General features: G+C 61.0%; 12 protein-coding genes. 10 read left to right on the plus strand and 2 right to left on the minus strand.

Annotated features, from left to right (window positions below; all coding sequences use genetic code 11):
* Positions 1-83: 83 nt before the first annotated feature.
* Positions 84-524, minus strand: coding sequence for a heme-binding protein (locus CKW29_RS11885; RefSeq protein WP_095148554.1), 441 nt, complete (start codon positions 522-524; stop codon positions 84-86).
* Between the two features lie 267 nt (positions 525-791).
* Between CKW29_RS11885 and gcl the strand changes: the two genes are divergently transcribed.
* From gcl to CKW29_RS11935, 10 genes are all read left to right on the plus strand, one after another.
* Positions 792-2,567 carry a glyoxylate carboligase gene (gcl, locus tag CKW29_RS11890; protein WP_095145748.1) on the plus strand — a complete coding sequence of 592 codons (1,776 nt, stop codon included), beginning with the start codon at positions 792-794 and terminating at the stop codon, positions 2,565-2,567.
* A 139-nt stretch (positions 2,568-2,706) separates the two neighbouring features.
* Positions 2,707-3,489 carry a hydroxypyruvate isomerase gene (gene hyi, locus CKW29_RS11895; protein WP_095148555.1) on the plus strand — a complete coding sequence of 261 codons (783 nt, stop codon included), beginning with the start codon at positions 2,707-2,709 and terminating at the stop codon, positions 3,487-3,489.
* 136 nt (positions 3,490-3,625) lie between these two features.
* Positions 3,626-4,519, plus strand: a complete 894-nt coding sequence (locus CKW29_RS11900) for a 2-hydroxy-3-oxopropionate reductase (RefSeq protein WP_095148556.1) — start codon at positions 3,626-3,628, stop codon at positions 4,517-4,519.
* A gap of 86 nt (positions 4,520-4,605) precedes the next feature.
* Complete coding sequence (locus CKW29_RS11905; RefSeq protein WP_095148557.1) at positions 4,606-5,886, plus strand: glycerate kinase; 1,281 nt, start codon at positions 4,606-4,608, stop codon at positions 5,884-5,886.
* Positions 5,876-7,291, plus strand: coding sequence for a pyruvate kinase (gene pyk / locus CKW29_RS11910; protein WP_095148558.1), 1,416 nt, complete (start codon positions 5,876-5,878; stop codon positions 7,289-7,291). The genes CKW29_RS11905 and pyk overlap by 11 nt, the downstream gene beginning before the upstream one ends.
* Positions 7,292-7,466: 175 nt before the next feature.
* The gene (locus CKW29_RS11915) at positions 7,467-8,387 is read left to right on the plus strand and encodes an urea transporter (RefSeq protein ID WP_095148628.1); all 921 of its coding nucleotides are present in this window, start codon (positions 7,467-7,469) and stop codon (positions 8,385-8,387) included.
* A gap of 21 nt (positions 8,388-8,408) precedes the next feature.
* Positions 8,409-9,233 carry an ion transporter gene (locus tag CKW29_RS11920; RefSeq protein WP_095145736.1) on the plus strand — a complete coding sequence of 275 codons (825 nt, stop codon included), beginning with the start codon at positions 8,409-8,411 and terminating at the stop codon, positions 9,231-9,233.
* A gap of 92 nt (positions 9,234-9,325) precedes the next feature.
* Complete coding sequence (locus CKW29_RS11925) at positions 9,326-10,324, plus strand: sulfate ABC transporter substrate-binding protein (RefSeq protein WP_095145734.1); 999 nt, start codon at positions 9,326-9,328, stop codon at positions 10,322-10,324.
* Positions 10,325-10,588: 264 nt separating this feature from the next.
* On the plus strand, positions 10,589-11,056 hold the full coding sequence (locus tag CKW29_RS11930) for a helix-turn-helix domain-containing protein (RefSeq protein ID WP_095145732.1): 468 nt from the start codon (positions 10,589-10,591) through the stop codon (positions 11,054-11,056).
* Positions 11,053-11,628, plus strand: coding sequence for a PIN domain-containing protein (locus CKW29_RS11935; protein WP_095145731.1), 576 nt, complete (start codon positions 11,053-11,055; stop codon positions 11,626-11,628). Before CKW29_RS11930 ends, CKW29_RS11935 begins: the two co-directional genes overlap by 4 nt.
* A gap of 33 nt (positions 11,629-11,661) precedes the next feature.
* On the opposite strand, the gene CKW29_RS11940 is transcribed toward CKW29_RS11935, so the two are convergent.
* Positions 11,662-12,072 (minus strand): hypothetical protein, encoded by a 411-nt coding sequence (locus CKW29_RS11940; protein ID WP_095145729.1) that lies wholly within the window; start codon positions 12,070-12,072, stop codon positions 11,662-11,664.
* Between the last annotated feature and the right edge of the window lie 7 nt (positions 12,073-12,079).

Consider the following 12,079-nt stretch of genomic DNA (forward strand, 5'->3'; position numbering starts at 1 on the left):
TCGTGGATTTTGGCTTTGGCTTCTCAAGCCAAACATCACCCAGGCCGGCCTACCCGCGATTGCAATGGCTCAATCGCTGAAGATCAAGCCACCACCCCCGCGTCCGCCCGCAGCCCCAGCGCCTCGACGGCATTGATCGCACACTGCTCATCGACATCCGACAGGTCACCGCTGATCCCCACGGCGCCCAGTACATTGCCTTCCTGATCCCGAATCAGCACCCCGCCCGGTGCGGGGACCACGCTGCCCTGCCCCAGGCTGTTCAACGCCGCGATAAACGCCGGACGCTGTTGCGCGTCCAGTGCCAATAGCCGCGAGCCCTTGCCCAGCGCAATCGCGCCCCAGGCTTTGCCGATCGCAATGTCGGGACGCAGCAGGCTCGCGCCATCTTCACGCTGCAGAGCGATCAGATGCCCGCCGGCATCCAGTACCGCAATGGTCAGCGGGGCCGCGTTGATTGCTCGCCCGGCGGTGATGGCCTCATTGACCAGGTTGACTGCGACTTTCAAGGTTAAAGCGCTCATGGGTGCCGTCCTTATTTTGTTATGGGAAAGCCGTTGGGTTCATTTTGTCGAGAAACCAGATGAGGCAAATAGAACACAATGAGTTATTTTTTTGTATACAATAATTATCGAAAAGCACTCCATGCGACGAAACGCCACAGTGTTTATGGGCTTCCGACGAATGAAACAAGCGCTTGAGAAAATGGATTGACCTGCGCCGTCCGCCGTGAATACACTCTGCGCAAAGCCACTTGTATACAATTACAAAACGTAAAGAGGCACAAAACAATGAGCAAAATGAGAGCAATCGAAGCCGCCGTTCTGGTGATGCGCCGTGAAGGGGTTGATACCGCTTTTGGCATCCCGGGTGCTGCCATCAACCCGCTGTACTCCGCCCTGCAAAAGGTCGGCGGCATCGATCACGTCCTCGCTCGCCACGTTGAAGGCGCCTCACACATGGCCGAGGGCTACACCCGCACGAAAGCCGGCAACATCGGCGTGTGCATCGGGACGTCCGGCCCTGCCGGTACCGACATGGTCACCGGGCTCTACAGCGCCTCGGCCGACTCGATTCCAATCCTTTGCATCACCGGCCAGGCACCCCGCGCCCGTATGCACAAGGAAGACTTCCAGGCTGTCGATATCACCACCATCGTCAAGCCAGTGACCAAGTGGTCGACCACCGTCATGGAACCAGGCCAGGTGCCTTACGCGTTCCAGAAGGCCTTCTATGAAATGCGCTCCGGCCGTCCAGGCCCAGTGCTGATTGACCTGCCGTTCGACGTGCAGATGGCCGAAATCGAATTCGACATCGACGCCTATCAACCGCTGCCATTGGCCAAGCCGAGCGCTACCCGCGTGCAGGTGGAAAAAGCCCTGGCCATGCTCGACCAGGCTGAACGCCCGTTGCTGGTGGCCGGTGGCGGCATCATCAATGCCGATGCCAGCGACCTGCTGGTGGAGTTCGCCGAGCTGACCGGCATCCCGGTGATCCCGACCCTGATGGGCTGGGGCACGATCCCGGACGATCACCCGTTGATGGTCGGCATGGTTGGCCTGCAGACGTCGCACCGCTACGGCAACGCCACCATGCTCAAGTCCGACGTGGTGCTGGGCGTGGGTAACCGTTGGGCCAACCGTCATACCGGTTCGGTCGACGTGTACACCGAAGGCCGCAAGTTCATCCACGTCGACATCGAGCCGACCCAAATCGGCCGCGTGTTCACCCCGGACCTGGGCATCGTCTCCGACGCCGCCGCCGCGCTGACCGTGTTCATCGAAGTGGCTCGTGAATGGCAGGCCGCCGGCAAACTGAAAAACCGCAGCGCCTGGTTGCAAGACTGCCAGCAACGCAAAGCCAGCCTGCAGCGCAAGACTCACTTCGACAACGTACCGGTCAAGCCGCAGCGCGTGTACGAGGAAATGAACCAGGTGTTCGGCAAGGACACCTGCTACGTCAGCACCATCGGTCTGTCGCAGATTGCCGGCGCGCAGTTCCTGCACGTCTACAAGCCGCGCCACTGGATCAACTGTGGCCAGGCGGGCCCGCTGGGCTGGACCATTCCGGCAGCACTGGGCGTGGTCAAGGCTGACCCGAGCCGCAAGGTTGTGGCACTCTCGGGCGACTACGACTTCCAGTTCATGATTGAAGAGCTGGCGGTGGGCGCGCAGTTCAAACTGCCGTACATCCATGTCGTGGTGAACAACTCGTACCTGGGCCTGATCCGTCAGGCGCAGCGCGGTTTCGACATGGACTACTGCGTGCAGTTGTCCTTCGACAACCTCAATGCACCAGAGCTCAACGGCTACGGGGTTGACCATGTCGCCGTGGCCGAGGGCCTGGGTTGCAAGGCACTGCGCGTGTTCGAGCCGGCCGACATCGCCCCTGCCCTGCGCAAGGCCGAGGAGCTGATCGAGGAGTTCAAGGTTCCGGTGATCGTCGAGATCATTCTGGAGCGCGTGACCAACATTTCCATGGGCACCGAGATCAACGCCGTCAACGAGTTCGAAGACCTGGCGCTGGTCGGCAACGACGCACCGACTGCGATTTCGATGCTCGATTGATTGCGTTTAGATGATCGTTCCCACGCTCCGGCGTGGGAATGCAGTCCGGGACGCTCCGCGTCCCAACAGCGGACGCAAAGCGTCCAATGAGGCATTCCCACGCAGAGCGTGGGAACGATAACTCTTAAGGGAGACCACCATGCCGCGTTTCGCAGCCAACCTGTCCATGCTGTTTACCGAGCAGGATTTTCTTGCCCGCTTCGAAGCGGCCGCCAAGGCCGGCTTCAGTGGTGTCGAATACCTGTTCCCGTACGATTTCAGCTCCGCCGAAATCAAGGCGCAACTGGATGCCAACGGTCTGACTCAAGTGCTATTCAACCTGCCGGCCGGTGATTGGGCCAAAGGTGAACGCGGGATCGCCTGCCACCCTGACCGCGTGGAAGAGTTCCGCGCTGGCGTGGACCTGGCAATCGCCTATGCGCAAGTGCTGGGCAACACCCAGGTCAACTGCCTGGCCGGTATCCGCCCACAAGGCGTCGACGATGCCACGGTAGAAAAAACCTTTGTCGCCAACCTGAGGTTCGCCGCCGACAAGCTGCAAGCGGCCGGCATCAAGCTGGTGATGGAAGCCATCAACACCCGCGACATCCCGGGCTTCTACCTGAACAACACCGCGCAAGCCCTGTCGATTCGCGAACAAGTGGGCAGTGCCAACCTGTTCCTGCAATACGACATCTACCACATGCAAATCATGGAAGGTGACCTGGCCCGCACCATGGCCACGCACCTGGGCGAGATCAACCACATCCAGCTGGCCGACAACCCCGGCCGCAACGAACCAGGCACCGGAGAAATCAACTACCGCTTCCTGTTCGAACACCTGGACCGCATCGGTTATCAAGGCTGGGTGGGCTGTGAATACAAGCCGCTGACCACCACTGAAGCTGGTCTTGGCTGGTTGAAAACCCATAACGCAATTTGACCCATTACCTGTAGGAGCGAGCTTGCTCGCGAAGAACGATCAGGCGCCGCGCTTACTCAGGCAGCACGCGTTTTCGTTGAGGTTTTTCGCGAGCAAGCTCGCTCCTACAGAAAGCACAAAACAAGAGGATTTTCTCATGGCTAAAATCGGATTTATCGGCACCGGCATCATGGGCCACCCAATGGCGTTGAACCTGCAGAAAGCCGGTCACAGCCTGTTCCTGTCGGCACACCACGACCCAGCCCCGGCAGACTTGGTCGCCGCTGGCGCGGTGGCGCTGGCGAACCCGAAAGAAGTCGCCCAGGAAGCCGAATTCATCATCGTCATGGTGCCGGATACCCCGCAGGTTGACGACGTACTGTTCCGCGCCGATGGCGTCGCCGCTGGTGTTGGCCCTGGCAAAGTCGTGATCGACATGAGCTCGATCTCGCCGACCGCGACCAAAACCTTCGCCGCCAAAATCAATGAAAAAGGCGCGCAGTACCTCGACGCCCCGGTATCCGGTGGTGAAGTCGGCGCCAAGGCGGCCACCCTGAGCATCATGGTCGGCGGCGACGCCAACGCCTTCGAACGCGCCCTGCCGCTGTTCCAGGCCATGGGCAAGAACATCACCCTGGTTGGTGGCAATGGCGACGGTCAAACCGCCAAGGTAGCCAACCAGATCATCGTCGCGCTGAACATCCAGGCCGTTGCCGAAGCGCTGTTGTTCGCCTCGAAAAACGGTGCCGACCCGGCCAAGGTACGTGAAGCCCTGATGGGTGGCTTTGCTTCATCGAAGATTCTCGAAGTCCACGGCGAGCGCATGATCAAAGGCACCTTCGATCCGGGCTTCCGCATCAGCCTGCACCAGAAAGACCTCAACCTGGCGCTGGCCGGTGCTCGCGAGCTGGGCATCAACCTGCCGAACACCGCCAACACCCAGCAAGTGTTCAGCACCTGCGCGGCCATCGGTGGCAGCAACTGGGACCACTCGGCGCTGATCAAGGGCCTGGAACACATGGCGAACTTCTCGATTCGCGACAAGAAGTAAGCCCTGCCCGGTACTGATCGTTCCCACGCGCAGCAAAGGAACGATCATTAGCTCTGTTCCAAAAACAATAAGATTGGGAGCCCGCCATGTCGGTCGATCCGCAACAATTCCTGCGCGACCTGTTCGCCACCGCCATCGACGCGGCCCATCCGCAACAGGTCCTCGAAGCCCATTTACCCAAAGACCGCAGCGGTCGGGTGATCGTCATCGGTGCCGGCAAGGCTGCCGCGGCCATGGCGCTGGTGGTCGAGCGCTGCTGGCAGGGTGAAGTGTCCGGCCTGGTCGTCACCCGCTACAGTCACGGCGCACCGTGCGAAAAAATCGAAGTGGTCGAAGCCGCCCACCCGGTGCCCGACGCCGCCGGCCTGGCCGTGGCCAAGCGAGTCCTGGAACGGGTCAGCAATCTCAGCGAAGACGACCGCGTGATCTTCCTGCTGTCGGGGGGTGGTTCAGCCTTGCTGGCCCTGCCCGCTGCCGGTATCACCCTGGCCGACAAACAGGCGATCAACAAAGCCCTGCTCAAGTCCGGTGCGACCATTGGCGAGATGAACTGCGTGCGCAAGCATCTCTCGGCGATCAAGGGCGGACGCCTGGGCAAAGCCTGCTGGCCCGCGACGGTCTACACCTATGCCATTTCCGATGTCCCGGGCGACCTCGCCACGGTGATCGCGTCCGGCCCGACCGTGGCCGACCCCAGCACCTCGGCAGACGCGCTGGCCATTCTCAAACGCTACGCCATCGATGTCCCGGCATCGGTACGCAGCTGGCTGCAAAACCCCGAATCCGAGACCGTGAAACCTGGCGATCCATGCCTGGCACGCAACCATTTCCAACTGATTGCCCGCCCCCAGCAATCCCTGGAAGCGGCCGCGGTAAAAGCCCGTCAAGCCGGTTTCAGCCCGTTGATCCTTGGTGACCTGGAAGGCGAGTCCCGCGAAGTGGCGAAAGTCCACGCCGGGATCGCGCGCCAAGTGGTGCTGCACGGCCAGCCCCTGGCGGCTCCTTGCGTAATCCTGTCGGGTGGTGAGACCACCGTCACCGTACGCGGCAATGGCCGTGGCGGACGCAATGCCGAGTTCCTGCTCAGCCTGACCGATAGCCTCAAAGGCCTGCCGGGTGTCTACGCCCTGGCCGGTGATACCGACGGCATCGACGGCTCCGAGGACAACGCCGGCGCCATCATGACCCCGGACAGCTACGCTCGCGCCACGGCGCTGGGCCTGAGTGCCAACGATGAACTGGACAACAACAATGGCTACGGCTACTTCGAGGCACTCGACGCCCTGATCGTCACCGAGCCAACGCGCACCAACGTCAACGACTTCCGTGCCATCCTGATCCTCGAGAACCCTAAACATGACGCCTGATAAAAAGGTCAAAATCCTCGCCACCCTGGGTCCCGCCACCGACGGGATCGACACCATTCGCGAGCTGGTGCAGGCCGGGGTCAACATCTTCCGCCTGAACTTCAGCCACGGCGAACACGCCGATCACGCCCAGCGCTATCAGTGGATCCGCGAAGTCGAACGCCAGCTCAACTACCCACTCGGCATTCTGATGGACCTGCAAGGCCCGAAACTGCGGGTCGGCAAGTTCGCCCAGGGCAAGGTGCAACTGGTCCGGGGACAGGCCTTGCGCCTGGACCTGGATACCACACCGGGCGATGAACGCCGGGTCAACCTGCCGCACCCGGAAATCATCGCCGCCCTGGAACCCGGCATGGACCTGCTGCTGGACGACGGCAAGCTGCGCCTACGGGTGGTGACCAAGTACGCCGACGCCATCGACACCACAGTGCTCAATGGCGGTGAACTGTCGGACCGCAAGGGCGTCAACGTGCCGCAAGCGGTACTCGACCTCAGCCCGCTGACCGAAAAGGATCGTAGCGACCTGAGTTTCGGCCTGGAGCTGGGTGTGGACTGGGTGGCCCTGTCGTTCGTCCAGCGTCCTGACGACATTCGTGAAGCCCGTTCGCTGATCGGCGACAAAGCCTTCTTGATGGCGAAAATCGAGAAGCCATCGGCCGTTGAACAGTTGCGCGAGATCGCCGAGCTGAGCGACGCGATCATGGTGGCCCGTGGTGACCTGGGCGTGGAAGTCCCGGCCGAGAGTGTGCCGCAGATCCAGAAAGACATCATCAGCACCTGCCGCCAGCTCGGCAAGCCGGTGGTGGTGGCGACCCAGATGCTGGAGTCGATGCGTTTCTCTCCGGCACCGACCCGTGCCGAGGTCACCGATGTGGCCACGGCCGTGGCCGAAGGCACTGACGCGGTGATGCTGTCGGCGGAAACCGCCTCCGGCGACTACCCGCTCGAAGCGGTGCAGATGATGAGCAAGATCATCCGCCAGGTCGAAAGCGGCCCGGATTATCAGGCACAGCTGGAGGTCAGCCGACCGAAAGCCGAGGCCACTACCTCGGACGCCATCAGTTGCGCCATTCGCCGGATCAGCAACATCTTGCCGGTGGCGGTGCTGGTGAACTACAGCGAGTCAGGCACCTCGAGCTTGCGGGCCGCTCGCGAGCGTCCTTCGGTGCCGATCCTCAACCTGACCCCCAACCTGTCGACCGCGCGGCGCCTGAGCGTGGCCTGGGGCGTGCACTCAGTGGTCAACGATCGCCTGCGCCAGGTGGATGAAGTGTGCTCTACCGCGCTGGAAATCGCCCAGGCGCAAGGCATGGCCCAGCGTGGCGACACGTTGTTGATCACCGCCGGTGTGCCTTTCGGTCAACCCGGGTCGACTAACTCACTGCGAATAGAGACATTGATCTAACGAACTGCCCTTGTGGCGAGGGAGCAAGCTTGCGCTCGACTGCAGAGCAGTCGTCTTTCGGCATGACAGTTTCCACAGAAAAACCGCGCTCATCGATTTTAGGGCCGCCTTGCGGCCCAGCGGGAGCACGCTCCCTCGCCACAGGGTTTTATGCAACTCCCCGGTAATGATCTTCATGCCTGCCAACCACTTCAACACCCATTGCCCCGATTGGGCCACTGCCCTGCTCAACGGCTTCAGCCAGATTTTCCTCCAGCGCAACCCGTTGTGCGGCCTGCTGTGCCTGCTGGCCATCCTCCTGACGGCCCCGGCCTTGCTCGGCGGCGCCCTGCTGGGTGGCGTTGCCGGCTTGCTCACCGCGCAACGTCGTGGTTATGCCAAGGCGGATCGCCAGGCCGGCCTGTTCAGCTACAACGGCGTATTGATCGGCCTGTTGCTGAGCCTGGCCTTCAGTTGGTCGGCCATGCTGCCGCCCCTGATCCTCGCCTGCGGCGGGTTGAGCGCCATGCTCACCGAGCAATGGCTCAAACGCACCCGCAAGCAGCGCTTTCTACCCGCCTATACCGCGCCCTTCGTGCTATTGGGCTGGTTGCTCCTGAGCTTCGCCGCGCCCACCCCTGCAACGCCCGACCCCGTGGCCGAACTCACGGCCTTGAACCTGCTGGGCGCCGGACTCAAGGGCCTGGGCCAGGTCATGTTCCTCGACCATCCGCTGGCGGGTGTCCTGATCGCCGCCGGTCTATTGCTCGCCGATCGCCGTGCCGCCCTCTGGGCGCTGGTGGGCTCAGCCGCCGGCCTGACCTGCGCCCTGTGGATGAACGACACCTCAGGCGCCTTGCTCGGCCTGCAGGGCTACAACCCGGCACTGGCAGCCCTGGCCCTCAGCCAACAACGCCGCCAACCCTGGCTGCCGCTGCTGGGTATCGCGCTGGCGATCCTGCTCACACCGGCCTTCGCCGCCATGGGCCTGGCAACGCTGACCGCGCCCTTCATCCTCGCCTGCTGGTTGCTGCGTGCCGGTATTCGCCTGCTGCGCCGCACACCCCGCGACCGTTCGCCTTGCCAAACCCCGGAGAATCAACCTAGGCTGCGCTGATTTACAGCCAAGGCGATGTGAATGGACAGCAGGGACACGTGGCGCAATCGCCTGTACGTGATTATTTTCCAGACCGACACACCGGCGGGACGGCGCTTCGACACCAGCTTGCTGCTGATCATCTTCGCCAGCCTGGTGGTGGTGATCCTGGACAGCATCGATGACGTCCATCAGAACTACGCCGGCCTGCTGGCCGCCATAGAGTGGGGCTTCACCGCGATTTTCCTGCTCGAGTACGGCCTGCGCCTGTACTGCTCCCCCAAACCGCTGCGTTATGCCTTCAGCTTCTATGGCTTGGTGGACCTGCTGGCGATCGTGCCGGGAATCCTGGCGCTGTATTACAGCGACGCCCAGTACCTGTTGATCATCCGGGTGATCCGGATGCTGCGGATCTTCCGCGTGCTCAAGCTCGGCCCCTACCTCAAGCAGGCCCATTACCTGCTCGACGCCTTGCGCGGCAGCAAACAGAAAATCCTGGTGTTCCTGCTCAGTGTCTGCACCCTGGTGACGGTGTTCGGCACCCTGATGTACGTGGTCGAAGGTCCGGAACATGGCTTTACCAGCATTCCCAAAGGCATCTATTGGGCAATCGTGACCCTGACCACCGTCGGTTACGGCGACATCGTGCCCAAGACCATATTGGGCCAGATCATTTCGTCGATGGTGATGATCACCGGTTACTCGATCATTGCCGTGCCCACCGGGATCTTCACCGCGGAGCTGGCCAACGCCATGCGCGGGGAAAAGCTGCAGCACGACTGCCCGGTGTGCAGCAAAGACAACCATGAACACGGCGCGTCATTCTGCTCACGCTGCGGCAACGCGCTATTCAAGAAAATCGAATAAGCAAAGCACTTTTTAGTATTTAAAGAGCTATAGAGCTCCCGCTATAGTCGACGGCAAATTGCCTTCACTCTCTCGAACAAAAGGAATGTGCAGTGAAAAAAATCTTTGGCGCTTCACTTCTGGCCGCTGGCCTGACCCTCGCTAGCATGGCTCAAGCCGCACCGACCCTGCTCAACGTTTCCTACGACGTGATGCGCGATTTCTACAAGGACTACAACACTGCCTTCCAGAAACACTGGCAAGCCGAGCACAACGAAAACATCACCGTGCAGATGTCCTTCGGCGGCTCCAGCAAACAGGCGCGCTCGGTGATCGACGGCCTGCCAGCCGACATCATCACCATGAACATGGCCACCGACATCAACGCGTTGGCCGACAACGGCAAACTGGTCCCTGAGAACTGGGTCACCCGCCTGCCGAACAACAGTGCACCGTTCACCTCGGCCACCGTGTTCATCGTCCGCAAAGGCAACCCCAAAGCCCTGAAAGACTGGCCAGACCTGCTCAAGGATGGCGTCCAGGTCATCGTGCCAAACCCGAAAACCTCGGGTAACGGCCGCTACACCTACCTGTCGGCCTGGGGCTACGTGCTGAAGAATGGTGGCGACGAGAACAAGGCCAAGGACTTCGTCGGCAAACTGTTCAAGCAAGCCCCGGTGCTCGACACCGGTGGCCGCGCCGCCACCACCACCTTCATGACCAACCAGATTGGCGACGTGCTGGTGACTTTCGAAAACGAAGCGGAAATGATCGCCCGCGAGTTCGGCCGCGACCAGTTCGAAGTGATCTACCCGAGCGTCTCCGCCGAAGCCGAGCCACCGGTGAGCGTGGTCGACAAGGTCGTCGACAAGAAAGGCACCCGCGCCGCCGCCGACGAGTACCTGAAATACCTGTGGTCCCCACAGGGCCAGGAAATTGCCGCCGCCAACTACCTGCGCCCGCGTGACCCGGCCATCCTCGCCAAATATACCGACCGCTTCCCGACAGTCGATTTCCTGTCGGTGGAGAAAACCTTCGGTGACTGGCGCACCGTGCAGAAAACCCACTTCAACGATGGCGGTGTTTTCGACCAGATCTATAGCGGCCAGTAACCGCTGAGCGAGGCCTTACAAAGGCGACCTTCGGGTCGCCTTTTTCATGGGGCGTATTTATCTCGTGCTACGCAGGCATCACCTCCAGTTCAACCCGCCATTGCGCCAGCGAAAGAATCACTCACCAGCACCCGCGAAGACTCAGGTGGACTGCTCGAGAGAAATAACACAGAGAAACACCATCCAGCATTTTCGTTTATTGCGATTTTCGTTTGTTTCGAATAACCTCAAAAAACACACCATTAAGCATTCTGGAACACCGTCATGCCTTCAGTTATCCCCCCACCCATCAGCCTACCCATGGAGCGTGAAATCAAAGCAGCCATTGAAGGCCAACGTGCATTGGTGGCGTATCTTTCGACTCACTTTGAAACTCAACAGATTCAAATAATCGATGAGCAAAATGAAGCCCACAACGTCGAGCTTCCCACCTCGGCACTGCGGTTGCTGGTCGACATCCTGGCGGAGCTGGCAGCAGGCAATGCGGTCAAGGTCGTGCCGGTACATGCGGAGCTGACCACTCAGGAGGCCGCCGACTTGCTCAATGTCTCGCGCCCACATCTGATCAAGCTGCTGGAATGCGGGGAACTGTCCTACCACAAAACAGGCAAGCACCGTCGTGTGCGCTTTGCCGAACTGATGGACTATAAGCACAAGCGCGATGCAGCCAGCGAACACGCCATGGCATTGCTCGCAGAACAGGCTCAGACGCTGAGGTTCGGATACGAGTGAGGCACTCCTCTTTCACCGTTGTGTATGACGCCTGCGTGCTCTATCCCGCCCCATTACGCGACTTCCTGATGTGGCTTGCCCTTTCCGGGCGATTCCGCGCCAGATGGACACAGCAGATACACAATGAGTGGAAAAGAAACCTTCTGAAAAATCGGCCCGACCTCACAGTAGAACAACTGGATCGCACCTCCACTCTGATGGACCAGGCCGTTCCTGATGCCTGCGTCACCCGCTATGAAAACCTGATCGAAGGGCTGTCGCTACCAGATGCCGATGATCGTCATGTCCTGGCGGCCGCCCTGCGCTGCGGTGCCGGTGTCATCGTGACCTTCAATCAAAAGGACTTTCCTGCCAGCACATTGGGGCCTCTGGGTGTCGAGGCACAGCATCCCGATGAGTTCATAGACAACCTGTTCGATCTCGACCCCGCAGCAGTCATTGCAGCAGCCCAGCGCCAGCGTGCTCATCTGAAACTGCCATCAATGGATGTCGACAGTTATCTGGCGCTGCTGCAGCGACAAGGACTCGTCCAATCTGTCAAGGAACTCACCCACTACCGAGCCATTCTCTGAATGCTGAAACGGCGCCCCAAGGCGCCGTTTTCATTACTGCCCGTACTGCCGGCCCAACCCCGACGGCACGCCATGGATATCGGTATCCTCCCATGGCCCCTGCGGGCTGATGCTGCGGCTCCAACCGTTGTTCCAGCGGTAATAGGTGCGCTGGCGGTAGAAGACGTTGGTCTGGTCGTCGAGAACATAGACGCCCAACTTGGCGTCCCAGTGGCTGTTACCGCCAGGAGGCGGGGCGAAGCTTGCCGAGGTGCGCGGCAGGGGCTTGCCCGGTTTGTTCGGGGTCACCGGCTTGCTGGGCGCGGTGGAGGGTCCAGGCTTGGTCGTCGGGCCCGATGGCGGGCTCGGCGGCAATGGCCGGGTATCCGGTAATGGCTCCTGGACCGCACAGGCGCTCAACCCCAAAACCAGACTGAGCAGAGTGATACGGGCGAATACGGTCATTGCGGTG

This window comes from Pseudomonas sp. Irchel s3a18, from assembly GCF_900187535.1.
In the GTDB taxonomy this organism is placed as follows: Bacteria; Pseudomonadota; Gammaproteobacteria; order Pseudomonadales; family Pseudomonadaceae; genus Aquipseudomonas.

Coding starts and splice junctions, on each gene's coding strand:
- CKW29_RS11885 (WP_095148554.1), bottom strand. CDS start 524: ATGAGCGCTTTAACCTTGAAAGTCGCAGTCAACCTGGTCAATGAGGCC.
- gcl (WP_095145748.1), top strand. CDS start 792: ATGAGCAAAATGAGAGCAATCGAAGCCGCCGTTCTGGTGATGCGCCGT.
- hyi (WP_095148555.1), top strand. CDS start 2,707: ATGCCGCGTTTCGCAGCCAACCTGTCCATGCTGTTTACCGAGCAGGAT.
- CKW29_RS11900 (WP_095148556.1), top strand. CDS start 3,626: ATGGCTAAAATCGGATTTATCGGCACCGGCATCATGGGCCACCCAATG.
- CKW29_RS11905 (WP_095148557.1), top strand. CDS start 4,606: ATGTCGGTCGATCCGCAACAATTCCTGCGCGACCTGTTCGCCACCGCC.
- pyk (WP_095148558.1), top strand. CDS start 5,876: ATGACGCCTGATAAAAAGGTCAAAATCCTCGCCACCCTGGGTCCCGCC.
- CKW29_RS11915 (WP_095148628.1), top strand. CDS start 7,467: ATGCCTGCCAACCACTTCAACACCCATTGCCCCGATTGGGCCACTGCC.
- CKW29_RS11920 (WP_095145736.1), top strand. CDS start 8,409: ATGGACAGCAGGGACACGTGGCGCAATCGCCTGTACGTGATTATTTTC.
- CKW29_RS11930 (WP_095145732.1), top strand. CDS start 10,589: ATGCCTTCAGTTATCCCCCCACCCATCAGCCTACCCATGGAGCGTGAA.
- CKW29_RS11940 (WP_095145729.1), bottom strand. CDS start 12,072: ATGACCGTATTCGCCCGTATCACTCTGCTCAGTCTGGTTTTGGGGTTG.